Annotated in this window: 23 protein-coding genes; 18 read left to right on the top strand and 5 right to left on the bottom strand. The window is 30.0% G+C overall.

From position 1 onward, the window contains the following. Nucleotides 1-3 precede the first annotated feature (3 nt). The 9 genes from RH95_RS04260 to gloA all read left to right on the top strand — a co-directional run bounded on the left by RH95_RS04260 (nt 4) and on the right by gloA (nt 7760). On the top strand, nt 4-474 hold the full coding sequence (locus tag RH95_RS04260; protein WP_010244913.1) for a V-type ATP synthase subunit K: 471 nt from the start codon (nt 4-6) through the stop codon (nt 472-474). 9 nt (nt 475-483) lie between these two features. After that, nucleotides 484-1032, top strand: coding sequence for a V-type ATP synthase subunit E (locus RH95_RS04255; RefSeq protein WP_010244910.1), 549 nt, complete (start codon nt 484-486; stop codon nt 1030-1032). A 17-nt stretch (nt 1033-1049) separates the two neighbouring features. Next, complete coding sequence (locus tag RH95_RS04250; RefSeq protein WP_010244906.1) at nt 1050-2042, top strand: V-type ATP synthase subunit C; 993 nt, start codon at nt 1050-1052, stop codon at nt 2040-2042. Then, on the top strand, nt 2035-2349 hold the full coding sequence (locus tag RH95_RS04245; RefSeq protein ID WP_010244903.1) for a V-type ATP synthase subunit F: 315 nt from the start codon (nt 2035-2037) through the stop codon (nt 2347-2349). The genes RH95_RS04250 and RH95_RS04245 overlap by 8 nt, the downstream gene beginning before the upstream one ends. A 29-nt stretch (nt 2350-2378) precedes the next feature. Beyond that, complete coding sequence (locus tag RH95_RS04240; RefSeq protein ID WP_010244900.1) at nt 2379-4148, top strand: V-type ATP synthase subunit A; 1770 nt, start codon at nt 2379-2381, stop codon at nt 4146-4148. Then, on the top strand, nt 4141-5583 hold the full coding sequence (locus tag RH95_RS04235) for a V-type ATP synthase subunit B (RefSeq protein ID WP_010244897.1): 1443 nt from the start codon (nt 4141-4143) through the stop codon (nt 5581-5583). The genes RH95_RS04240 and RH95_RS04235 overlap by 8 nt, the downstream gene beginning before the upstream one ends. A 2-nt stretch (nt 5584-5585) precedes the next feature. Continuing rightward, a complete protein-coding gene (locus RH95_RS04230) occupies nt 5586-6278 on the top strand; it encodes a V-type ATP synthase subunit D (RefSeq protein ID WP_010244894.1) in 693 nt (230 codons plus the stop codon). 543 nt (nt 6279-6821) lie between these two features. After that, entirely contained in the window at nt 6822-7289 is a 468-nt protein-coding gene (locus tag RH95_RS04225) for a hypothetical protein (RefSeq protein ID WP_010244890.1), read from the top strand. A 96-nt stretch (nt 7290-7385) separates the two neighbouring features. Then, entirely contained in the window at nt 7386-7760 is a 375-nt protein-coding gene (gloA, locus tag RH95_RS04220) for a lactoylglutathione lyase (protein WP_010244886.1), read from the top strand. A gap of 74 nt (nt 7761-7834) precedes the next feature. Here the strand turns inward: gloA and RH95_RS04215 are convergent, their stop codons facing one another. Beyond that, nucleotides 7835-8212, bottom strand: a complete 378-nt coding sequence (locus RH95_RS04215; protein WP_010244883.1) for a hypothetical protein — start codon at nt 8210-8212, stop codon at nt 7835-7837. A gap of 70 nt (nt 8213-8282) precedes the next feature. Here RH95_RS04215 and RH95_RS04210 point away from each other — a divergent pair, with 70 nt between their 5' ends. Then, on the top strand, nt 8283-8810 hold the full coding sequence (locus tag RH95_RS04210; RefSeq protein ID WP_010244881.1) for a DUF3783 domain-containing protein: 528 nt from the start codon (nt 8283-8285) through the stop codon (nt 8808-8810). A 95-nt stretch (nt 8811-8905) separates the two neighbouring features. Here the strand turns inward: RH95_RS04210 and carB are convergent, their stop codons facing one another. Next, on the bottom strand, nt 8906-12109 hold the full coding sequence (gene carB, locus RH95_RS04205) for a carbamoyl-phosphate synthase large subunit (RefSeq protein WP_010244878.1): 3204 nt from the start codon (nt 12107-12109) through the stop codon (nt 8906-8908). Between the two features lie 276 nt (nt 12110-12385). Here carB and RH95_RS04200 point away from each other — a divergent pair, with 276 nt between their 5' ends. The 5 genes from RH95_RS04200 to csaB are packed head-to-tail and all read left to right on the top strand — an operon-like array spanning nt 12386 to nt 17039. After that, nucleotides 12386-13522 (top strand): glycosyltransferase family 4 protein, encoded by a 1137-nt coding sequence (locus RH95_RS04200; RefSeq protein ID WP_010244874.1) that lies wholly within the window; start codon nt 12386-12388, stop codon nt 13520-13522. Next, nucleotides 13509-13997 (top strand): DUF4330 domain-containing protein, encoded by a 489-nt coding sequence (locus tag RH95_RS04195; RefSeq protein ID WP_010244871.1) that lies wholly within the window; start codon nt 13509-13511, stop codon nt 13995-13997. Before RH95_RS04200 ends, RH95_RS04195 begins: the two co-directional genes overlap by 14 nt. A 1-nt stretch (nt 13998) precedes the next feature. Beyond that, complete coding sequence (locus tag RH95_RS04190) at nt 13999-14547, top strand: hypothetical protein (protein ID WP_010244869.1); 549 nt, start codon at nt 13999-14001, stop codon at nt 14545-14547. Next, nucleotides 14541-15932: an O-antigen ligase family protein gene (locus tag RH95_RS04185; protein ID WP_010244866.1), complete on the top strand. Its 1392-nt coding sequence runs from the start codon at nt 14541-14543 to the stop codon at nt 15930-15932. Before RH95_RS04190 ends, RH95_RS04185 begins: the two co-directional genes overlap by 7 nt. Nucleotides 15933-15944: 12 nt before the next feature. Further along, entirely contained in the window at nt 15945-17039 is a 1095-nt protein-coding gene (gene csaB / locus RH95_RS04180) for a polysaccharide pyruvyl transferase CsaB (RefSeq protein WP_010244863.1), read from the top strand. Nucleotides 17040-17121: 82 nt separating this feature from the next. Here csaB and RH95_RS04175 read toward each other — a convergent pair whose 3' ends face one another. Continuing rightward, a complete protein-coding gene (locus RH95_RS04175; RefSeq protein ID WP_010244860.1) occupies nt 17122-18411 on the bottom strand; it encodes an alanyl-tRNA editing protein in 1290 nt (429 codons plus the stop codon). A 75-nt stretch (nt 18412-18486) separates the two neighbouring features. On the opposite strand from RH95_RS04175, the gene RH95_RS04170 reads away from it, so the two are divergent. From RH95_RS04170 to rpsT, 3 genes are all read left to right on the top strand, one after another. Continuing rightward, nucleotides 18487-20757 carry a DNA internalization-related competence protein ComEC/Rec2 gene (locus tag RH95_RS04170; RefSeq protein ID WP_010244857.1) on the top strand — a complete coding sequence of 757 codons (2271 nt, stop codon included), beginning with the start codon at nt 18487-18489 and terminating at the stop codon, nt 20755-20757. After that, complete coding sequence (holA, locus tag RH95_RS04165) at nt 20729-21757, top strand: DNA polymerase III subunit delta (protein WP_010244854.1); 1029 nt, start codon at nt 20729-20731, stop codon at nt 21755-21757. The genes RH95_RS04170 and holA overlap by 29 nt, the downstream gene beginning before the upstream one ends. Before the next feature lie 67 nt (nt 21758-21824). Then, nucleotides 21825-22103 (top strand): 30S ribosomal protein S20, encoded by a 279-nt coding sequence (gene rpsT, locus RH95_RS04160; RefSeq protein ID WP_010244851.1) that lies wholly within the window; start codon nt 21825-21827, stop codon nt 22101-22103. Nucleotides 22104-22183: 80 nt separating this feature from the next. Here rpsT and hemW read toward each other — a convergent pair whose 3' ends face one another. Both hemW and lepA read right to left on the bottom strand, forming a co-directional pair. Beyond that, nucleotides 22184-23323, bottom strand: a complete 1140-nt coding sequence (hemW, locus tag RH95_RS04155; RefSeq protein ID WP_174265928.1) for a radical SAM family heme chaperone HemW — start codon at nt 23321-23323, stop codon at nt 22184-22186. Beyond that, a complete protein-coding gene (gene lepA, locus RH95_RS04150) occupies nt 23310-25121 on the bottom strand; it encodes a translation elongation factor 4 (protein WP_010244845.1) in 1812 nt (603 codons plus the stop codon). Before lepA ends, hemW begins: the two co-directional genes overlap by 14 nt. Nucleotides 25122-25152: the final 31 nt, after the last annotated feature.

Raw genomic sequence — 25152 nt, 5'->3', positions numbered from 1 at the left:
AATATGTTAAAAGAAGTTATGGGACAATATGGTGGATTAATTTTTGGATCTATTGGGATCTTTTTTGCAGTTGCTCTTGCAGGTGCAGGCTCTGCAAAGGGAGTTGGTATGGCTGGTGAAGCTGCGGCAGGAGTTGTGATTGATGAGCCAGAAAAATTTGGTAAATCACTTGTGCTACAATTGTTGCCAGGTACTCAAGGTCTTTATGGATTCGTAATTGGACTATTTATTTTATTTAGGCTTAAAACAGATACACCAGTAAATACTGGATTTATGTATATGGTAAGTGGTGCAGTAGTTGGACTTGCTGGTCTTATTTCTGCAATTTCACAAGGCAAAGTTTCTGTTGCAGGTATTAATATTTTGGCAAAAAATGAAGAACAACAAGCAAAAGGTATTATCTTTGCAGTAATGGTTGAACTTTATGCAATCTTAGCATTTGCAATTTCATTCTTTATTTTATCTAGAGCCTAAGGTGATACTATGGCAGGACTTGAAAATATTTTAAATAAAATAACTGAGGATGCTGAAAAAAAAGCTGAAGAAATTATAAAAGAAGCAGAAGATAAAAAAATAAAGATTATAGAAAATAGAGAAGACGATGCAAAAAAACTATCTGATAAACTTTATGAAGTATCAAAAAAAGAGAGAGAAGATATTTTAAAAAGAGCAAAGTCAGGTGCAGAATTAGAAGCTAGAGATAAAATTTTATCTGAAAAACACAAGAAGATTGATGAAATTTTAGAATTAGCGATAAAAGAACTTGACAACTTATCAGAAGAAGATTTTGTAAAGTATGTTAGAAACAACGTAGAGGGAATTGAAAATGAGGATTCAGTTTTAGATGTTCCCGATAAATACAGAGATGCAATAAAAAAAGCTGATTTAGGATTTCAAATTTCTGATAAAGATGTCGAGAGAGGCTTTATACTTCACAACAATAATTTAAATTACAATGGCAATTTTAAGTCGATTGTGAAATCTGAAAGAGAAGATTTAGAACAATTTTTAGCAGAAAAACTTTTTGGATAATTGGAAAAGGTGATTAAATGGATAGAAGTAAATTTATCCAAAGTTCTACAAGGCTCAGAGTTTTGGAAAAGGAACTTTTAAAAAATGAAAACTTTGTAAGAATTTCTGAGTCAGATACTTTGGAAGACGCACTTAGATCTCTATCTGATACAGTTTACAACAAGTTTATAAATAAAATATCTTCTCCAACAGAATATGAAGTAGTTTTAAAGGAAGAACTTATAAGATTTTATAAAGAACTTTATGACATTTCACCATCTACAATACCCATTGATATGGTAACTTTGAAATACTTTTATCACAATTTAAAAGTTCTAGTAAAAGAGTATATTGGAGAAAAAGATTTAACTGAGTTATATGTCAATCTTGGAGATTTTGATATCAAGGAATACAGAGATGGAATTTCAAAGGGGAGCAAAAAAAATAAGTATTTTGAACTTATAGAAAGGGTTAAAGATCTCTATGAAGAGAAAAAAGATCCACAAATTATTGATATTTATATTGACAATTTTTATTTTAAAGAGTTACTTTCAATTGCAGAAGAATCAGAAGTAGATTTGTTTATAGATTATGCGAAAAATTTAATTGATTTTACTAATGTTAGAACTCTATTGAGAGCAAAAAAACAAGAAAAAGATGTGGAATTTTTCCGACATGTGATTGTACCTGGAGGTAATATTAAAGAGTCAATTTATTTAGATTTACTAAATAAAGATATAAGTTCAGATACAGAAATTTTTAAAAGACTTGGTATTTATAAATATATAAAAGATGCTCTTGACGATTTCAAAGATAAAGGAAATCTTTCAAATTTTGAAAAAGAGATGGACAACTATTTTATAGATTTGATTAAAGATGTAAAGTATATCACTTATGGTCCTGAGGTAATTTTTGCTAATGCTTTGGCAAAGGAAATGGAAATTAAAAATCTTAGAATTATTTTAGTTTCTAAGTTAAATGGACTTAGTAGTGAATTTATTAGAGAAAAGTTGCGTGATAGTTATGTATAAAATTGCAGTTATTGGAGATAAGGATTCTGTCCTTTCTTTTAGAGCAATTGGTATTGATGTTTTTGTGGCATATAAAGACATCGAGGCGAGAAGAGAAGTGGATAATCTTGCTAAAAAAGATTATGGTGTAATCTATATTACAGAAGAGCTTGCTTCAAAAATACCAGATACAATTGAGAGATATAATAACAAATTAGTTCCAGCTATTATTGTGATTCCTTCAAATAAGGGAACACTTGGCATTGGAATGAAGAAATTAAATGAAAATGTTGAGAAAGCAGTTGGAGCAAATATATTAGGTGATTAGTTTCACTTTATTATAAAGGAGGAGCTTTATTGAAATCAGGAAAGATAATTAAAGTATCCGGACCATTAGTTGTTGCAAGCGGCATGGAAGATGCCAATGTATATGATGTGGTAGAAGTTTCTAAGGACAAATTAATAGGTGAAGTAATTGAAATGAGAGGCGATAAAGCTTCCATTCAAGTTTATGAAGAAACTACAGGTATTGGACCTGGAGATGAAGTTTATACAACTGGAGCACCGCTTTCTGTTGAGCTTGGTCCTGGAATGATTGAGCAAATGTTTGACGGAATACAAAGACCTCTTGTTGGACTTAGAGATGAAGCTGGAGACTTTTTAAAAAGAGGAGTTACAGTAAATCCCCTAGATAGAGAAAAAAAATGGGAATTTAAAAAAGTTGCAAATATTGGTGATAAATTAGTTACAGGAGATATTCTTGGAACTGTTGAAGAAACTGCCGTTGTAACTCATAAAATTATGGTTCCCAATGGAGTTAAAGGAAAATTAAAAGATATAAAAGAAGGTACATTTACTGTTGAAGATACTATTGCAGTTATCGAAACAGAAGATGGAGATAAAAATCTCACAATGATGCAAAAATGGCCAGTAAGACGTGGAAGACCTTTTGCGAAAAAAATTGATCCAAAGGAACCTCTTGTAACAGGTCAAAGAGTTATTGACACATTCTTCCCAATTACTAAGGGAGGAACAGCTGCAATACCAGGACCTTTTGGTTCAGGAAAGACAGTTGTACAACATCAACTTGCAAAATGGGCAGATGCACAAATTGTAGTTTATGTTGGTTGTGGTGAACGTGGAAATGAAATGACAGATGTACTTATGGAATTTCCAGAACTTATGGATCCAACAACTGGAGAGTCAATTATGAAGAGGACAGTTCTTATTGCAAATACTTCAAATATGCCAGTAGCTGCTCGTGAAGCGTCAATTTATACAGGTATTACAATCTCTGAGTATTTTAGAGATATGGGTTATTCTGTTGCAATGATGGCTGACTCAACTTCTCGTTGGGCAGAAGCACTTCGTGAAATGTCTGGTCGTCTTGAAGAGATGCCTGGTGATGAAGGTTATCCTGCATATTTATCTTCAAGAATTGCAGAGTTTTATGAAAGAGCAGGTCGTGTAATTGTAAATGGAAGCGAAGAAAGAGAAGGAGCGCTATCTGTTATAGGAGCAGTTTCACCTCCAGGTGGAGATATTTCTGAGCCAGTTACACAAAATACCCTTAGAATTGTAAAAATTTTCTGGAAGCTTGACTATGACCTTTCATACCAAAGACACTTCCCAGCGATTAATTGGATTGATTCTTATTCACTATATCAAGCAAAAATCGATAAATATTTAGACGAAAATGTAGATAAAAACTTTTCTAAACTTAGGAAAAGAGCAATGGCACTGTTACAAGAAGAAACATCACTTCTTGAAGTTGTAAGACTTGTTGGACGTGATACACTTTCTGACGAAGATCAAGTAAAGCTAAATTCAACGAAGTCAATTCGTGAAGACTTTTTGCAACAAAATGCTTTTCACGATGTAGATACATTTTGTCCATTAGAAAAACAATTTAAAATGTTAGATACAATTTTGTATTTCTATTACAAGTCACAAGAATCATTAGAAAAGGGAGTTTATTTCTCCGAAATTGAAGAACTCGATGTAAAAGAAGATATAGCAAGAATGAAATATGTTCCAAATGATGAACTAGAAAAAATTGATGCAATTAAGGAAAAGATTGATAGTCAACTTAAAAAATTAGAAGAGGTCGGTGATGTAGATGCTTAAAGAATATAAATCAGTAACAGAAGTTGTAGGACCTCTTATGACTGTTGAGGGAGTAGAAGGAGCAGCCTACGAAGAACTTGTTGATATCGAACTTCAAACCGGCGAAAAAAGGCGAGGTCGTGTAATTGAAATTGAAGGCGACAAAGCCATGGTTCAAATTTTTGAAGGCTCTAGTGGAATTAACTTAATGGACACAAGTGTTAGATTTCTTGGAAAACCTCTTGAACTTGGTGTATCTCCAGATATGATAGGAAGAGTCTTCGATGGACTAGGAGAACCAATTGACGGCGGTCCAAAAATTATTCCTGAAGAAAAAATTGATATAAATGGAACTGCAATCAATCCAGTTTCAAGAGATTATCCTTCAGAATTTATTCAAACAGGAGTGTCTGTAATTGATGGACTTAACACTCTTGTAAGGGGACAAAAACTTCCAATATTTTCAGAAGCAGGTCTTCCACACAACGAACTTGCAGCACAAATTGCAAGACAATCAACAGTACTTTCTGGTGGAGATTTTGCCGTAGTATTTGCAGCAATGGGCATTACTTTTGAAGAAGCACAATACTTCATTGATGACTTTACAAAAACTGGTGCCATTGACAGAGCAGTTTTATTTATGAATCTTGCAAATGACCCAGCAATTGAGAGACTTGCAACACCCAAAATGGCACTTACGGCAGCAGAATATTTGGCATTTGAACTTGGTAAACACGTTCTTGTTATTTTGACAGATATGACAAATTACGCAGAAGCACTTAGAGAAGTGTCCGCAGCAAGAAAAGAAGTACCAGGTAGACGTGGATACCCGGGTTATTTATACACAGATTTAGCAGGTATATATGAAAGAGCTGGAAGAATAAAAGGTAAAGAGGGTTCTATCACACAGATACCTATTTTGACAATGCCAGAAGGAGATATTACTCACCCAATCCCAGACTTGACAGGATATATAACAGAAGGGCAAATAATTTTATCAACAGAATTATATAAACAAGGATTAGAACCGCCAATTAATGCAATACCTTCACTTTCAAGACTTAAAGATAAAGGTATTGGAGATGGAAAAACTCGTGAAGACCATGCTGATACAATGAATCAAATTTATGCAGCTTACACTGCAGGTAAAGAAGCAAAGGAGCTTTCTGCAATACTTGGAGAAACTGCACTATCTGAAACAGATAAGGCCTTTGCAAGATTTGCAGAGATGTTTGAGAAACAATATGTATCACAAGGGTTTGAAACTAATAGACCAATTGAAGATACTTTGAATTTAGGATGGGAATTACTTTCAATAATTCCAAAGACTGAACTCAAGAGAATTGATGATAAATTAATAGAAAAGTATTTGGGGGAAAAGGAAAATGAAGATAAGGATTTAGAAGATTCTGAAAGTGAGTCAAAAGACTCTCAAAATTTAGAAAATGAGGGATAATAATGACGAGATTAAAAATAAATCCCACTAGAATGAATTTGTCTATTCTAAAGTCTAAATTAGAAAATGCTACAAGGGGACACAAACTCTTAAAGGACAAACAAGATGAACTTATGAGACAATTTATAGCGCTCATAAAGGAAAATAAAAAACTTAGACTTGAAGTAGAAGATAAATTACAAAATTCTTTTAGTGCATTTCTTATGGCATCAGCTGCTATGAGTCCTGAAATGCTTGAAGAGGCTATCTCACTTCCAACTATGAAGACATTAGTAGATATTAAAAAGAAAAATGTAATGTCTGTTGATGTTCCAGAGATGGAATTTATTACTAAGAAAACATCAGAAGGGACATCACGATATCCTTACGGATATGCACAGACTACATCTGATCTTGACTATGCAATAGATAATTTAACAGAAGTTATGGAAGAACTTTTGAAACTTACCCAAAAGGAAAAAGCAGCTCAACTTATGGCAAATGAAATTGAAAAAACAAGAAGAAGAGTAAATGCCCTAGAGTATAAAACAATTCCTGACTTAGAAGAAACAATAAAATATATTCGCTCAAAACTTGATGAAAGTGAAAGAGCAAATATAACAAGGCTAATGAAAGTAAAGGACATTATTTCAAAGGATGAAATGAAAGAAGAAAAGTCTGAAAAAGTAAATGCAGAGCTTGCATATTTAAAATAGATTAAATTAAAGGAGATATTGACAATGGAAAAAATAAAAAAACAATTTTAATATTAATAATTACATTCTTTATTATCAATATTAATGTTTTTGCTTATCAAGAAACAACTGAGGATAAAGAATATGTTACTTTTAAAATATATGATAGTTTAGATAAGTATGAAGAAGAAAATCAGTATGAAATTGTTCCTTACTCATTAGGAAAAATATCAACATTAGAACCTGTATTTATTAGGCTAAATGATGGGACAGATTCAGTTGAAGTTTATTTTAAATATTTGGGTTCAGATTCAGCAAATCTTTTAGAAGTAAAGAATTTTATTGTTAAAGATTCTAATTTTTTGAATCAAAAGATATTGGCAGAAATACCTCATGCGTTCATTAAGGAGCATGCGAATACACTTGTATATTTTAAAATAGGATAAATAAGTTTACCAAAAAAATTTGATAAAGTTAGAGTAGATTGTACTCAAATTAAAAAATATATATTAAATTATGGTGGTATGTCGCTAGTGATCCAATAGGATCAGGGGTAGTAAAGAAATGAATCAAGCTGAAACTATAAAGGAAAAATTTATAAAATTCAAATTACCTAGAAAAAAATCATCTGATGAGATTTTAACTTGGATAGAAGACAGATATGATGCTTATAAAATTAGCTTTTCAGAATATATAAAGAACAATAGAGTAGGATTTAATTTTATTTTAATGAATCTTATAAATCATCCATACACTTACAAATTTTCTGATGAAATTTTAGAAATTGTTATATATAAAATACCTAAAAATGAAAAGACAGAAATTTATTTTTTAGAAAATGAAACTTATAACAAATCAGATTATTATTATCTTGTATTCGAAAAAAATACACAATATTTTAGCATAGATCAACATATTATTTTTGAAGAAATTTTTCTGTATAAAGGAATATCAGAAGATGATAGGAAAGAAGATTCAATTAACTATTTAGAATATTTGACAAACATTGAATTTTTCTATAACAACTTATAAAGTTGAAATATCTATTGATTGCAAAATTTTCAATAGATATTTTTTTATTAACTTTGTGTGTAGGTAGAAAATATTGGTATAAATAGGAGGGATATTATGAAATTTTTACACACAATGATTAGAGTAAAAGACTTGGAGAAATCTGAAAAGTTTTATAAAGAAGCTTTGGGATTTGTTGAAAGTAGACGTAAAGACTTCCCAGAAGATGAATTTACACTTTTATATTTAAAGCTTGAGGGTTCACCATATGAACTTGAGCTGACATATAATTATGATGGAAGAGATTACACAGTGGGCGATGGTTATGGTCACATTGCAGTATCTCATAAAGATATAAAGGCATTTAGAGAAGAGTTAAAGAATAAAGGTTATGATGTGACAGAATTAAAATCGCTTTCAGACAATTCAGATTCCTACTTTTTTGTAAAAGATCCAGATGGCTATAAGATTGAAGTAATAGGCGAAAAATAATAAAAAAATTCCACATCAGTGTGATGTGGTTTTTCTACTTTATAGTATAAACAAAAGTTTAGCGAAGCTTAAATCTAGTCTAACAATATACCTCTTAAAATTCCATGGAGAAGGTGATCTCCATTTTCATCATAGACATCAGAAGTTATGTCTATAAAGTTTCTATCTTTTTTATTTTCTATATTATCCACAACATTTATACTTTTAATCTTTCTTCCAGTATAAGCTTTTTTCAAAAAATCAAATTCCATTTTATACATTAAAATGTCGTAGTCGCCGCCAATTTTATTTGTAAGGCTTGCAGTTAAAAGTCCCTGTAAAAGATATTCACCCTTTTCATTTGGACCTTTGTGATGTTTTCCCCAAAAATTTGCATTTTTTGCGTAGTCATACACATCTTTTTCTGTAAAAATTCTTTCATAAATAACTTCATCATCTTTATTTAATTTCATAAAAGCACCTCATAATTAATATACCCAATAAATATTTTTAAATATGGTACAATAAAATTGAGGTGTTAAAGTGAAAAAAATTTTATTGTATGGACTAGATATTGAAAAAACAAAAATAGTGGAGAAAGTTGCAAGGGAATTTGAAATTGAAATAAATAAAATAACAAAAAATGAGCTTGACAAAAAAGTTGGCGAGCTTTTTGAAATGGATTTAAGTAAAAGTGAAGTGGAAAAAGACAAAGGCAAAGAAAAACTAATGGTATTCTCTGATTTTGACAGAAATATTTTGAGAGATTTTTTAATTTCGCTCAGAAATGAAGGAGTGACAGTTGATAACAAATGTGTTTTTACAAAGACAAATTCTAATTGGACTTTTTCATATTTAATGGGTCATATAGCAGACGAACACAGAATGATGATGAAGTTTAAAGAACTTGGCGGACTTGTAAAAATTGCACTTGATAGGTTGAAAAACACAGAAGATGATGAACTAATGAGTTTAGTTGAAAGGGCAATAGAAAATAAAAACAAGGAGTTAGATGAGAAAAGGCTTGATAAGGATATAAATGACTTAAAAGAAAAATTAAATTTAAAATAAATATAACCTCTGTGCATTGCATGGAGGTTATTACTTTATAAAAAAAACGATACAATAAAAGTTTGCACCGTTTTTAAAAATATAAATTTTATAAATTAAAATTGTGAAATATCATATATATCCATATTTTCTTCGTGGAATTTTTTATTTTTTACAGCTACTCTGGCAGCAAGTGTATCAAGGCTTGTAACTATGTCAATTCCATATTCTGTTGCCATTCTTCTTATTTTAAAGCCATCTCTTGTAGAGTCGCCACCTCTTGTTGGTGTGTTAATTACTATGTCAATTTCTCCATTTCTTATTACATCTAAGATATTTGGTCTTGGATCATTTATTTTTCCAATTTCTCTTGCTTTAATTCCTTTTTCTTCTAGAAGTTTTGAAGTTCCCTTAGTTGCAATAAATTTGTAGCCCATCTCATTCATAGTTTTTGCAATTTCTAAAAATTCTTTTTTGTCATTGTCATTTACTGTCGCCAAAACTACTGGATCTTTATCTTCTATTGCAGAGCCTGATGCCAAAAATCCTTTAAATAGTGCTTCTTCAATATTTTTGCCAACGCCCAAAACTTCGCCAGTAGATTTCATTTCAGGTCCAAGAGAAATTTCTACACGATTTAATTTTGACATTGAAAATACTGGAACTTTTACAGCTACAAGATTAGGTTCTTTATATATTTCTATTCCATATCCAAGGTCAGATAATTTTTCGCCAAGCATAGTTTTTGTTGCAAGATCAACTATTGGCACGCCAGAAACTTTTGAAATATATGGCACAGTTCTTGATGCACGAGGATTTACTTCTATAATATATAGTTCATTTTTGTATTCAATGAACTGAATATTTATCATTCCTTTAACGTGAAGGGCTTTTGCAATTTTTTTAGTGTAGTCTAGGATTTTTTCTTTTATTTTATCAGAAATATTTATGCTTGGATAAATTGTAATTGAATCGCCAGAGTGAACTCCTGCTCTCTCAAGATGTTCCATAATTCCTGGGATTAAAACGTCTTTGCCATCTGATATTGCGTCAACTTCAATTTCACGACCTATTAAATACTTGTCAATTAAAACAGGATTTTCTGGATCCCTTTCGAAGGCTCCCCTTAAATAAGTTGTAAGACTCTCTTCGTCGTAAGTTATTTGCATTCCTTGTCCACCAAGAACATAAGAAGGCCTTACAAGAAGAGGATAGCCAAGTTCTTTTGCAGCTTTTAGCCCTTCGTCCAAAGTGAAAACTCCATGGCCCTTTGGTCTATTTATATTTAATTCTTCAAGCATTTCGTCAAATTTTTCTCTGTCTTCTGCTCTGTCGATGTCTTCGAAATCTGTTCCCAAAATATTTATTTTTTGAGAGTGAAGATATTTTGCAAGTTTAATTGCAGTTTGACCACCAAAGGCAAGGATTACTCCCATTGGTTTTTCTATTTCAATAATACTTTTTACTTCTTCTTCAGTAAGTGGTTCGAAATACAATTTGTCTGATGTGTCAAAATCTGTTGAAACAGTTTCTGGGTTGTTATTAATAGTAATTGTTTCAATGCCAAGGTTTATAAGTGCTTTGATTGCGTGAACACTGCAATAGTCAAATTCAATTCCTTGACCAATTCTAATAGGACCAGATCCAATTACAATAATTTTTTTGTTGTCTGTAACAATATTTTCGTCATTTTTTTCATAAGTTGAGTAGTAATAAGCACCATTTTTTCTAAAAGGAGAAGTGTCAACTCTTCTATAATTAGGAATTATATTATTTTTTTCACGAAGTTCTATTATTTTATCAATGGAAACTTTAAGGGATTTTGCAATAGTTTTGTCGGAAAAGCCAAGTTTCTTTAATTTTGAAAGTTCTTCATTTGAAATTGTTTCAATTTTTAAATTTTTAAGATTTTCTTCTTCACGAACTATGTTCTCAATTTTTTCTAAGAAATAGAGGTCAATTCCAGTTATGTCGTGAATCATTTCAATAGAAAGTCCACGTCTTATAATTTCTGCAACATCAAAGAGTCTTTCATCATCAGGGAATTTAATTCTCTTTTTAAGTTCTTCGGTAGTTCTATTTTCAGAAAATTTTGATTCAAGAGAAAATTTTGAAATTTCAAGAGATCTTATCCCCTTTAAAAGTGCTTCTTCAAAGGAAGAACCAATTGCCATGACTTCGCCAGTTGCCATCATCTTTGTACCAAGTTTTCTATTTGCAAATTTAAATTTATCAAAAGGCCATTTAGGAATTTTCACGACTACATAATTACACTTAGGTTCATAGTATTCAATACTTTCTCCAGTTGTTTCGTTTTTAATTTCAGAAAGATTTAGACCAAGTGCAATTTTTGTGGCAATTCTTGCAATTGGGTATCCAGTTGCCTTTGATGCAAGTGCAGATGAACGAGAAACTCTAGGATTTATTTCTATAACTGCGTATTCAAAAGTTTCAGGATTAAGTGCAAGTTGAACATTACAAGCTCCAACTACATTTACATTTTCTACAATATTAAGTGCAACATTTTTTAGTTTTTGTAAAACATCTTTATCAAGACTTTGACAAGGAGCTACAACTATTGAATCACCAGTATGGACACCAACGGGGTCTACATTTTCCATGTCGCATACGATTATTTTTTTCCCCGAAGCATCTCTTATTACTTCAAATTCAATTTCCATCCAACCACGAATAGATTTTTCAAGAAGGCATTCATTTACTGGACTAAGAGATAGACCATGAGATAAAACTTCAACTAATTCTTCCTCATCATAGGCAAAGCCGCCACCAGTTCCGCCTAAAGTGTAAGCAGGTCTTATAACTAAAGGGTAGCCAATTTCTTTAGCAATTTTTTTGCCTTCTTCCAAAGTAGTTGCAATTTCAGATTCTATGATTGGTTCACCGATTTTTTTCATAGTATTTCTAAAGATATCCCTGTCTTCACCCTTTTTAATTGCTTTTATGTCAGTGCCAATAACTTTTATTCCATATTTATCTAAAATTCCATTTTCAGCAAGCTCGAGTGTCATATTTAGACCAGTTTGTCCACCCATCCCTGCAATAAGAGAGTCAGGCCTTTCTTTTTCAATAATTTTTTCTATAAAGGAAATAGTAATTGGTTCGATGTAGATTTTGTCTGCAACTTCCTTGTCAGTCATAATCGTAGCAGGATTTGAATTGACAAGAATAGTCTTAACACCATTTGCCTTTAGCGTTTCACAAGCTTGCGTACCTGAGTAGTCAAATTCAGCAGCTTGTCCAATTACAATTGGTCCAGATCCTATTACAAGTGTCTTTTTAATTTCATTATCTCTTGGCATTTTTTTCTCCTTTTTCGCATAAAAGATCAAACATTCCTAAAAATGGGCAAAAAAAATTTAAGGTATTAAATTTGCTCAAAAAAAAATCATGCACAAGGACATGATTTTATTCAGTCCTTGGACTGATTTTTTATTTTTTTATCTTTATCATTAAATCACTTTTTGAAAAAAAATGCAAGCATTTTAAAAAAATTTTTTCAAAAATTTCACAGAGTAAATAAGTATTCAAATTATAATAAATTTATTGTATACTTTAGAGAGTAAGGAGGAGAAGTTATGATAAAAGTTCTCCACTTAATTAGTGGCGGCGATACAGGAGGAGCAAAGACACATATCTTTACTCTGATGAAAGGTCTAAGTGGAAGAGTAGATACAAAGATAATTTGCTTTATAAAAGATACTTTTTATGCTGAAGCAAGGGAAGAGGGTATCGACATAGAAGTTTATCCACAGGAGAAAAGATCAGATCTTTCCGTTGTTTCTAAATTAAGTGACGAAATAAATAATGGAAACTATGATTTAGTTCACGCACATGGTGCTAGGGCTAATTTTATTGCCATGTTTTTAAAAAAGAAAATAAATGTTCCCATGGTTACGACAATACATTCAGACTATATGCTTGACTTCAAGGATAGTTTTTACAAAAATTTAATCTATACAACATTAAATAAAAGAGCACTAAAAAAATTTGACCATTATATATGTGTAAGTGATAATTTTAAAAAAATGTTAATTGATAGAGGTTTTGACAGAGATAAAATTCACGTTCTTTACAATGGAATTGAAACTGATGAAAAGATTGACTACATTCCTAAAGAAGTATTTTTGGAAAAATATAAAATAAATTACAATGGAGAGCTTTTAGTTGGAATAGCTGCAAGACTTGATAAAGTAAAGGATCATGAAACTTTTATAAAGGCCGCAAAGGAAACTTTAGAAGTAAATCCAGATATAATTTTTCTAATAGCAGGAGAAGGTGACGAGAGGAAAAACCTAGAAGAATTGGCAAGGGAATATAAAATAGATAAAAATATTTATTTTCTAGGTTTTGTAAAGGATAAGTATTCCTTTTTTAATGCAATAGATATAAATGTACTTACAAGTATTTCAGAGTCTTTTCCATATGTAATTTTGGAAGCAGCTCTTTTGAAAGTCCCAACAATTTCTACAAAAACTGGAGGAATATCTGAGATTGTAAAGGATGATGAAACAGGATATCTTTTTCCAGTAGGAAAGTACAAAGTTTTATCGAGATATATTCTAAGTCTTTATGACGATAGAAAATTATTGGAGAGTCTTGGAGAAAATATAAATAAAAGAGTAATAGAAAATTATTCTCATGTATCAATGGGGAATAGACAGTGTGAAATTTATGAAGAGATATTAAATGGAGGAAGTAATGAAGGTAATTGATAAAAAAGGAAGACTTTTTGGTCTAATTAATATTGTAGATTTAATAGTCTTAATTTTAATTATTGCACTTGTGTTTGTGGGAGTAAAAAGATTTGGAACAAAATCTGCTGTTGGTGAAGCTACTACTTCTAAGGGAGTAATTACAGCTGAGGTAAAAGATGTTAGAGATGTCACAGCAAATAATATTAAAGAAGGAGATCCAATTTACGATTATGACAAGGGAACTTATCTTGGAAAAATTGCAAAAGCGGAAGTTGAACCATATACAGACGAAACAGAATATCAAGGTAAATTTATAAATGCAGAAGTGCCAAATAAATACAGAGTTACTATGACAATTGATGCTGATATAAAAGAAACAGAAGATTTTTATCAAGTTGGCACAGAGCAAATAAGAATTGGACAAGAGATGAGAATAAAAAATAAAAAAGTAGCTGTATTTATGACGATACTTGGAGTAGAAGTAAAGAACTAAGGTGATCCATATTAATTCATTTACCATAAGGTTTTTAAATAAAATTCACCTTTTTTTAAGTGAATGTTATAAAGATTCATTTACTAAAAAAGTTAGAAATTTTATAACAAGACCAATAGAAAAAAATTTTGCAAATTCAAATACTAGAAAAGTCTTTGCCGGCGATAAAATTTTATTTGCAAATACTTTTATTTATAAAATTTACAGAGGATTTTTCAACTTAATAGAAAAATTTATGGGATTTCTGGGAAGAGTTTTTGTACCACTTATAAAAGATTCTTTCTTTTTAGGAGCTTTGCCAAAGTCATTGGAATCTTTTGATGAAATAGCAGGAATAATATCAAACATAATGTTTTATTCAGGATTACTTACCCTTGTTATTTCAGTTGCATTAAAGGCAACACTAAAAATCCCAGTAGTTTTAACAATTTTGGGAATTTTATTGTCATTATTAAAAGGAAAATATATGGACATAATAAAGGGATCAAAAGTGTTAGAATTTTTTACAAGTTTTTTTAAATTAGATGAAGGTGGTGAAAACTGGTGGTAAGATCAAAAAAAATTAATTATATATTATTATCGGCAGTTTTTCTTTCATTAATTTATTATTTTTTTGGCACAAAAATTTTTTTGACAGCTTTTGTTGGAATTTGTGGAATATTACTTGTTATTTATGACATAAAAATAGGACTATTTGCAAGTGCATTTTTATATCCCTTTGTGCCTGACGCACTTGGTCTTATAATGCTTCTTTCTATGGGATTTTTTGTACTGTTAAAGGCAATGCTTTACAAAGAAAATTTCTCGGTAACAGATATGGGCGTTCCCATTGGAATCTTTGCATTTATTGCTATTTTTTCCACAATAACTTCGATAGATCCATCGGGTTCAGTTCGTGACCTTGCACTAAATGCAGCTGGAATTTCCTTTGTGTTTGCTATGACAAATTCTATAAAGACAAAGAAAGATTTAAACACATTTGTATCAGTTCTTTTATTTTCCTCTCTTGTAGTTGCACTTCTTGGAGTATTTCAATATTTCACAGGAGTTGAAATGAGACCAGAATGGCTTGACACAGAAAATAATACAGATATTGCAGTGAGAGTTTATTCAGTATTTTTAAATCCAAATATTTTGGCAGAATATCTAGTTCTTATGACTCCATTGGCAGTTGGAATGACTTGGTACACAAAGAGCATGAGAAAAAAATTTTTATTTTTGGCATCGACAGCAGTTTTATTAATTTGCCTAGTTATGACACTTTCAAGAGGTGGATGGGTTGGTATAGCACTGGCAGCTCTTGCATTTGTACTCTTAGTTGACAAAAGGCTTATTTTAATTGCCATACCAATTGTATTAGGTGTATTCTACGCTTTGCCACAAAAAGTGTTAGACAGAATTATATCTATCGGTTCCACAGTAGATTCATCAAATTTATACAGAATAAAAATTTGGAAAATCACAAAAGACGTAATAAGAGATAATTTAATAGCAGGAGTTGGATTTGGGTATACACCTTTTAAAGAAACTTTTGAAAAATATATAAGAACTATGCCAATTTATCACGCACACAACACTTATTTAGAGGTTGCCGCAGAAATTGGGTTAATTGGATTTATATTTTTTATGCTATTGTTGTTCTCTGTACTTAAATACAACTATGTAAATTTAATTAAGTCAGAAGATAAGTATTACAGATATCTCGGAGCAGGGCTTTATGCCAGTATAATTGGTATCATGGGTCATGGACTTGTAGAACATTTTCTCTACATTCCAAGAATAATTTTCACATTTTGGATAATAATAGGAATTACAATGACGGCAATAAGAATAAAAAAGTCGGAAAGAGAAAAATCAAAAAATCTAGAAAATAAAACTTCAAAAAAGTTAGAATCAAAAGACAAAGATTTAGAAATAAAAATAATAGCAGAGTGATGGTTGAATGGTATGAAAAAAATTGTAGTATCAGGTTACTTTGGCTTTGATAACTCAGGCGATGATGCCATATTAAAAGCCATGGTAGAAGATTTTAAAAAATTAAATAAAGAAATAAAAATAACAGCACTTTCTAAAAATCCTGAGAAGACAAAAAAGATCTATGGCATAGATGCAGTAGATCGATTTTCAATACCTAAGCTTATAAAGACATTGAAAGAGTCAGATATATTGCTCTCAGGAGGAGGCTCGCTACTTCAAGATGTTACATCAACTAGGTCAATAATTTATTACCTGACAGTGATAAAAATTGCAAAGTTTTTTCATAAAAAAGTGTATGTATATGCCAATGGAATAGGTCCAATTGAAAAGAAAATAGGGAAATTATTGACAAGAAGAGTTTTAAATAAAGTTGATTACATCACACTTCGTGACGAACTGTCCTATGAGTTTGTAAAAGAACTTGGCGTCAAAAATGAAAATATAAAGGTGACATCAGATCCAGTTTTTACACTTAAATCAGAAGATGAGGATAGAGTTGCAGAAATTTTAAAAATAGAAAACATCGAGATAAAAGAAAATACCATAGGATTTTGTATAAGAGATTACAAAAAAGATGAATCAATAAAAGAAAAATTTGCAAAGGCCATAGACCTATTAATAGAAAGTGGTTATGATATTTTACTAGTGCCCTTTCATACACCAAGAGATAATGTCTATTCACAAGAAGTTGCAGAGAAGTGTGTGCATAAAGACAAAGTGAAACTCATAAAAAATACTTATTCGGCAGGCGAGCTAATGGGCATATTTAAAAAATTAGAATTATTAGCAGCAATGAGACTTCATTCTTTGATTTACGCAGCAAGTGTAAATCTTCCCATGGTTGGAATAATCTACGATCCAAAAGTAGAGGCAATGGTAAAAGAGCTTGGAATAAAAGAGTATGTAGACGTAGAAGATTTTTCTGCAGAAGAACTTTATGGAGAGATAAGAAAAGCCTTAAACTCGATAGAAGAGAGAAAGATAATTTTGGAAGAAGAAACTGAAAAAATGAGATCTGCATCCAAAGAAAATGTAGAAATAGCTATAAAACTTTTAGAAAAATAAAATTATTTAGACGACAATATTATGCCGTCTTTTTTTTATTAGAATACCCATGGTTGGAACGGGGATTCAGTTTAATTCATATTTATACTTCTCTTTTTATTTCTATTAAAAAACTTTCCATTATTCTAGTGATGTCTTTTTCTTTGCATTCTAGTTCTAACGTGAACATATTTCCAGTTCCTGTAAACTCAAAATGTTCTTTTAATTTTTTAAAAATTTTCTTCAAGTCAAAGTTTAGATTTTGAGAACGTAGAATTAAAATCTTTGACCTGCCTCCATTTTGAAGTCCGTAAATTTGGATGTAATTTTCTTCTTTTAATATGTGATTTGAAATTTCTCTTAATTCTTTTAAATTGACGTCTTTTAAAATCTTGTAGATGTAATTTATTCCAGAAACTTCTGTGGCGTATCTTTTGAAACTTTCTACTACTTGGTAAAATAGTGGAGATTTTTCAGGAGAATTGTTATTTTTAATATTTTTAAAGTCTTTAATTGTAGGAATTTCATTTTCCTTTGAGTCTGTATTATTTTTTCCTTTTTCAAAAACTTTCTCGAGTTTAGGAAGTTTTTCAGTTTTAGGAAGTTTTTCTAAAGCTTCAACTTTTTGAGTTTTTTCAAGATTTTTGTCTTTTGCAAAGTTATTTTCTCTAGATAAATTTTTTGATTTTAATTTTTTTATATCAGAAAAAGCATCTTCGATACTGTCACTATTTAAATACATTTTAATATTATTTAAAAGATTTAGCGAATTTCTTGCTATTTTGTAGCCATTTTCTCCTGAAGAAATATTGAGCCTTATTGCCGAATTTATTTTGTCAACAGAAGTTATAAGCACAATTCCAATTTCACCAGTTCTTTTTAGAGATGGGCCGAAGTATTCTATATTAGCAAGCCTTTCTATAGAAATGTGATCTTCATAATTTGTGATTTCAAGATTTGAAAAAACTGCATAGTTTACTAGAGATTCAAGATTTTTTACTGTCATAAATTTAAAGTCTTTTGCTTCAATGTCAATATAGGATGAATTTCTATTAACTTTGTAATTTAAAATTTTAAAATTTGTGTTTGCGTTTAAAAAATGTCTAACAAGGGCGTTTCCCAAGTTTTCTTGCATGAGTAAAAGCCTGTTTTTCCAATTTATTTCTAATTCTATTGAGTCTTTATCTTCTAAAAGCTTAATATAACTCCTGTTGCCAGATAAAAATTCTATAGGTTTTCCATTTATTTTTACTTCATCTCCACAGACTTTTTCATTTCCTAAAAAGAAAGGAACATCTTCTATTTTTCCATAATTTATACCATTGCGATTTATTTTATCAATTATTTGTAATTTGTAATTTTTTTTGTAAGGATTTTTGTATTTAGAATTCATAATTACCTCCTGTAATATATTATCATATTTCGTGGCTTCACGCTTTAAAAAGATATATAATAAAGAGGGGTCATAATGTATTTATTTTTTGCAGTAATTTTGGGAATTTTATTTTCAATTTACATAAAATCTTATTGGATAATTTCAATTATTTTAATTTTAATTTCCATTTTTATTTTGATTAATAAAGTGGATAAAAAGTTTTTGATATTTCCCTTAATTATTTTTTTAGTATTTTTAAATTTTAGTTTTAGAGATTATAAATTAAAGGATTTTTCAGGAGAAGTAACAGGTAAAGTTGTATATGCAAAGGAAAATAAATCTATTCTTAGAACTGATACTATTAATGGGAAAAAATATAGAACTAAAATTTTGTTTTATGAAAAGCTAGATAGAGGGGCAAATTATAAGATCAAAGGCAATTACAATTCTCCACTTCCTGCAATGAATTATGGTAATTTTGATTTTGAAAAAAATTATAAATCTCAGGGGATTTATTCTCTTGGAAAAATTGAAAGCATTAAAAAAGTTTATGATGCCAATTCTTTTTACAGATTTTCAAACTTTTTTATAGATAGATCAAAAAATATTTATGACAAAAATTTAAATAAGAGAAATTCAAATTTATTAAAGGGAGTTGTTCTTGCAGACAAGTCTTTTTTAGAAGATGAAGATATAGAAAATTTCGATACACTTGGGATTAATCATATTTTGGCTGTATCTGGTCTTCACATAGGTGTTCTTGCTGTATTTTTAAATTTTATTTTTCTAAAAATTACAAAAAACAAGAAGTTGACAGATATTTTTGTGATGGCAATAATTTTATTTTACATAGTTTCAATAGGGCTTCCAATATCTGCAATTCGTGCTTTTCTATTTTATATACTTTATAAAGCAAATTTTTATATGAGAATCGATTTTACGCCTAAAAAAGTTTTTTTCGCAAGTCTTGGTATAATTTTATTTATAAATCCAATGGCAATTTATTCTATTTCACTGATTATGTCATATACTGCAATTTTTGGGATTATCTTTATTTTTCCAGCTTTAATTAGTAAGCTCTCTAGTAAGAGTATTTTTACAAAATCAATTGTCTGTACGGCTTCTGTACTTATTTCACTTTTTCCAATTTTAAATTATTATTTTTATGGAGTTTCCATTTTAGTTTTTATTGCAAACTTATTAATTGTGCCAATTTATTTTGTTATAATTTCTTTTGGATTCGTAATGGGTTTTGGAATTTTTCCATCTGCTGGGAAATTTTTAAATATTTTAATGGATGCAACTTATGGGATTGAAAGTATTTTTTCTTCAAGAGGGAGTATTTTTTTATCTTTAAAGTTTTTTAAGTTGGAGTATGTTTTTATATATTATTTGGTTTTGATTGCAATTTTAAATAGAAATAAATTAAAAGAAATAATAAGACCAAATTTAAAGGTTATAGAAATTTATTTAATTTTTGTATTTTTTGTAGCAGTTCTTGGCGTTTTAAAAGATTACAATACTTATAATGAAAGGCACATTTATGTGGATCAAGGCGACTGCACAATTATAAGTATTCGTGGAAAAAATTATCTAGTAGACACAGGAGGTGCAAGATTTGAAAATAAAATTGCAGAAAAGTATTTGTTTTCCGCTTTAAATAATGCTGGAATTTCAAGAATTGATGGAGTTTTTATATCTCACTTTGATGAAGACCATTGTGGAAATTTAAGCAAATTATTGAAAAATTATGAGATAGATAATATTTTTATAAATCACTTGCCAAAAGATAGAGAAATTTTGAGAGATGCATCTAAGTTTTCAAAAATAATAATGCTTGAAAAGGGTGACAAAGTAAAAATTTGTGAAGACACTTATGCTGAAATTTTGTCCGATAAGGAAAATAGGAATAATGAAAATGACAATTCCATGGTGGTTCTTTTAAGTCACAAAGGTTTTAAAACTTTATATACTGGCGACATTTCAAAAGATGTTGAAGAAAAAATAAATACGAGGGTAGATTTGCTAAAGGTTTCTCACCATGGTTCAAAAACTTCCACAAGCGAGAAGTTTTTGGAAAATACAAGCCCAAGATATGCAGTTATTTCTGCGGGAGCACATAATTCCTATGGACATCCGCACAAAGAAACTTTAGATAAGCTTAAAAAACATGATATTATATATTATGTCACATCGAGAGATGGTGAAATTGATTTTAAAATTTATAAAAGTAAATTAAATGTTAAGAAAAAATTAGAAAAAGAAGATTATAAATTTTACTTTTGTCTTGTGGTTTTAAATACAATTTTACTTTATATGGTAGCGAGGGAAAATTATGAATTACAAAAAGATTTACAAAGATAAAGAGCATAGTGGTGCATATTTATTTTATGGCAAAGAAAAATATTTAATTGAAAATGCAGTGATATATTTGATAAATAAATATGTAAAGGGTACAGAAGCTTTTAATTATACAAAATTTAAAGGCTCAGAGGTAAAACCAGAGGATATAATATCTGCTTGTGAAACTTATCCTGTCATGAACGAGAAAAAAATTGTGATTGTGCGTGATGTCTGCGATTTTTTAAGTGAAAACAATATTAAAAATTCATTTTACGATTTTTTGGACAATATTTCTGATTTTGTAATTTTAATTTTTTGGGATACTGCAAATATAAAAAAGACTACAAAATTTTATAAAGAATTTAAGAAAAAAGATAGGGACATAGAGTTTGGAAAATTGAGCCAAGTGGACTTAAATAATTTTGTAAAGGGATATTTTATAAGAAAGGGCAAAGAAATAGGGCCAAGTGAAACTTCTTTTTTTATTGCAGAAAGTGGTTATAATTCTAAAAATGAGGACATGAGCCTTTTAGATTTAAAAACGGAAATGGATAAGATCGTTTCTCTTTCAGGTGAAAAGAGAATAAAAAGAGATGATATTGAAAAGTCAATTACAGAAAATATTGACTCAAATATTTTTAAATTTTTAGATGCAATGATGAATAGGAATAGCGAAAGAGCAATAATTGAGTTAAATAATCTATACAAATTAAATGAGCCAAGTTTAAAAATTTTTACAATGATAATTAGGCAAGTTAAAAATTTTCTTTCTTACAAAATACTTTCAGTAAAGAAAATGAGTCAAAGCGAAATTATTAGAAAAATGGACGTAAAAAAATATGAATATGGAAAAATTCAAAGCACACATAGAAATTTTACTAAAGAATTTTTGACAAACTTTTATGAAGAACTTATAGATGCAGACCAAATGTTAAAAACATCTTCTATTGACGAAAAAATTATTATGGAAACTTTGGTAATTAAGTATTGCAATGATTTTAATTTCTCTCACAGATGTTAAAAATGCCCTTGCAATCAATGTAAATTCGTGGTAAAATAGCAAAAGCGTTAATTGTGGAGGTGAAATAATGGCAAATATAAAATCAGCAATTAAAAGAATTGATGTAGCAAAGAGAAATTCTGATAACAATAAACCAGTTAGAACAGAAATGAAAAATGCAATTAGAAATTTTAATAAAGCTATTGATGAAGATAGAATTGATGATGCAAAGGAACTTTTAATCGTTGCAGATAAAAAATTAAAGAAAGCTGCTAATAAAAATATAATTCATAAAAATCAAGCTTCTAGAAAGCTAAGTCGACTAGCTAAGAAGTTAAATGATAAGACAGCTGAAATGGCTAACTAAGAGAAATTTTCCCGGGAAAGTTTCTCTCTTTTTTTTTAAGATAAAGGGGTAGATGATTTACCTACCTCTTATTTTTTACTTTATCTGAAAAAATTAAGCTCCACTTGATTTGATAAATCTCGTCCCTTTTTTGTTAAATAAATTCTATTTTCTTTTAATTCAATTAATCCTAATTCGATATTTTTTTCAATTTCATTTTTATAGAATCTTATAAAATTTTCTTCAAATCTTAAATCAAATTCATCTAAGCTAATCCCACAGTTGAGTCTTAGTCCCATCATTATAAACTCGTTCATTCGATCCTTTTTTGATAAATTTTCAAAAAAATCTATTGGTTTTTCATTTTTATCTATTGAGTCGAAATAGTTTTTAAAATGAAAAGTATTTGTATATCTAAGATTTCCAACACTAGATGAAGAACTTAATCCAAAGGAAATATAATCTTTTAGTTTCCAATAATTTAAATTGTGTCTACACTCATATCCATTTTTGGAAAAATTTGAAATTTCATATTGATTTATCTCTAATTTTGAAAGAGAATAAGTCATATAATGGTACATTTTTCTATCTTCATCTTCTGTGGGAAAAGATAGAGGACTTTTTTTATGCATTTCGTAAAGCTGGGTATCTTCTTCTAAAATTAGTGAATAATAAGATGTGTGAGGAATTTTTAGTTCTTCTATGCAATTAATTGATTTTTCTATATCAGAAAATTTTTGGTGAGGAAGTGCAAGCATCAGATCTAAATTTATATTTTTAAATCCAGCAGATTTTGCATTTTCAACTGCATTATAAATGTCAGAAGATTTGTGAATTCTTCCAATTTCTTTTAAAATTTTGTCGTTGAAGGATTGAGCACCAATAGATATTCTATTAATTCCGCTTTCAAAATAAATTTTTGTCTTTTCACTTGTAAGGGAATTTGGATTTGATTCAATGGTAATTTCAATATTTTCTGCAAATTCAAAATTTTTTAAAATTTTTAAAATCTTCACAACAAATTTTGCATCAACAGAAGTTGGGGTTCCGCCTCCAATAAAAATAGTGTCAATTATTTTATTTTTTAAAAAATTTTCATATAATTTTATTTCTCTTTCTAAATATAAAAAATATTTTTCAACATTTTCTCTATTTAAAAGAGAAGAGCAGAAGTCACAATAGTGACATCTACTCTCGCAAAATGGTATGTGAATATAAATCGAAATCTTATTTTTCTTCATCATATTTTAAAACTGACAAGAAAGCATCTTGTGGAATATCAACATTTCCAACAGTACGCATTCTCTTTTTTCCTTCCTTTTGTTTTTCAAGAAGTTTTCTTTTTCTCGTAATATCTCCGCCATAACATTTTGCAAGAACATCTTTTCTAAGGGCACGAATAGTTTCCCTTGCAATAATTTTGTTGCCTATGGCAGCTTGAATTGGCACTGCAAATTGGTGCCTTGGAATTACATCTTTTAATTTTTCGCAGACTTTTCTTGCACGAGTGTAGGCATTTGATTCATGGACAATTAATGAGAAGGCATCTACGAGTTCTTCGTTTATTAGGATATCAAGTTTTACAAGATCAGATTTTTCGTAGCCAATTAATTCATAATCGTAGGATGCGTAGCCACGAGTTTTTGATTTTAAAGCATCAAAAAAATCGTAAATGACTTCGTTTAGTGGCATGTGATAAGTTATAAGTGCTCTTGTTTCTTCGAGATACTGCATATCCTTAAAGATACCACGCCTATTTTGGCAAAGCTCCATAACTTGACCTACGTAATCTGTTGGTGTCATAATTTCTGCTTTTACAATTGGTTCTTCCATGTATTCAATTTCATTTTGGTCAGGAAGATTTGATGGATTTTGAATAGAAATCATTGTTCCATCTTTTTTCATAACATTGTAAATAACAGAAGGGGCTGTCGTGACAATATTTAAATTAAATTCTCTTTCAAGCCTTTCTTGAATAATTTCCATGTGAAGAAGTCCCAAGAATCCACACCTAAATCCAAAACCAAGAGCGACAGAAGTTTCTGCCTCAAAGTCAAGGGCTGCATCATTTACTTGCAATTTTTCTAATGCTTCACGGACGTTATTATACTCTTCTCCTTCGCCAGGATAGACCCCGCAGAATACCATTGGAACAACTTTTTTGTAGCCAGGCATTGGTTCTGAAGTTTTATTATTTTTAAGAGTTATTGTGTCGCCAACTCTTGCATCTTTTACATTCTTAATTGAAGCTGTTATATAACCAACTTCGCCAGCACTTAGCGAGTCAAGGGCTATATGACCATTTGATGTCACACCAACTTCTACTACTTCAAAAGTTTTTCCAGTTGCCATCATAAGTATTTCATCGCCAGGTTTCACAGAACCATCAATTATTCTAACATGACATACTACACCTCTGTAAGAGTCGTAAATGGAATCAAAAATAAGTGCTTTTAGAGGTGCATCGTGATCGCCACTTGGTGCAGGAACTTTATCCACAATTTCATGAAGCACATCTTCTATTCCTATCCCTTCTTTTGCAGAAATAAGAGGAATGCCTTCTGTTTCAATTCCAATTATATCTTCTATTTCTTCTTTTATTTCATCAGGTCTTGCACTTGGAAGATCAATTTTATTTATTACTGGAACAAGTTCAAGATCTTGATCAATGGCAAGATATACATTGGCAAGAGTTTGTGCTTCAACACCTTGTGCAGCATCAACAACTACAATCGCACCTTCGCAAGCTGCAAGAGAGCGGGAAACTTCGTAGTTAAAATCAACATGACCAGGAGTGTCTATTAAATTAAAAATGTATTCTTCTCCATCTCTGTCATCTTTATAAATAAGTCTTATTGCCTTTAGTTTAATTGTGATTCCCCTCTCACGCTCAAGTTCCATTGAATCCAAGACTTGTTCGTCCATTTCTCTTTTTGTTAACATTCCTGTAGATTCAATAAGTCTGTCGGCAAGAGTAGATTTTCCGTGGTCAATATGTGCAATTATTGAAAAATTTCTAATATTTTTTTGATTTCTCAAATTATACCTCCAAAGTTCTAGGGGATTTTAT

This window comes from Peptoniphilus rhinitidis 1-13 (assembly GCF_000246925.1).
Classification (GTDB): domain Bacteria; phylum Bacillota; class Clostridia; order Tissierellales; family Peptoniphilaceae; genus Peptoniphilus_A; species Peptoniphilus_A lacydonensis.
This window is presented reverse-complemented; position numbering and strand designations above follow the sequence as displayed.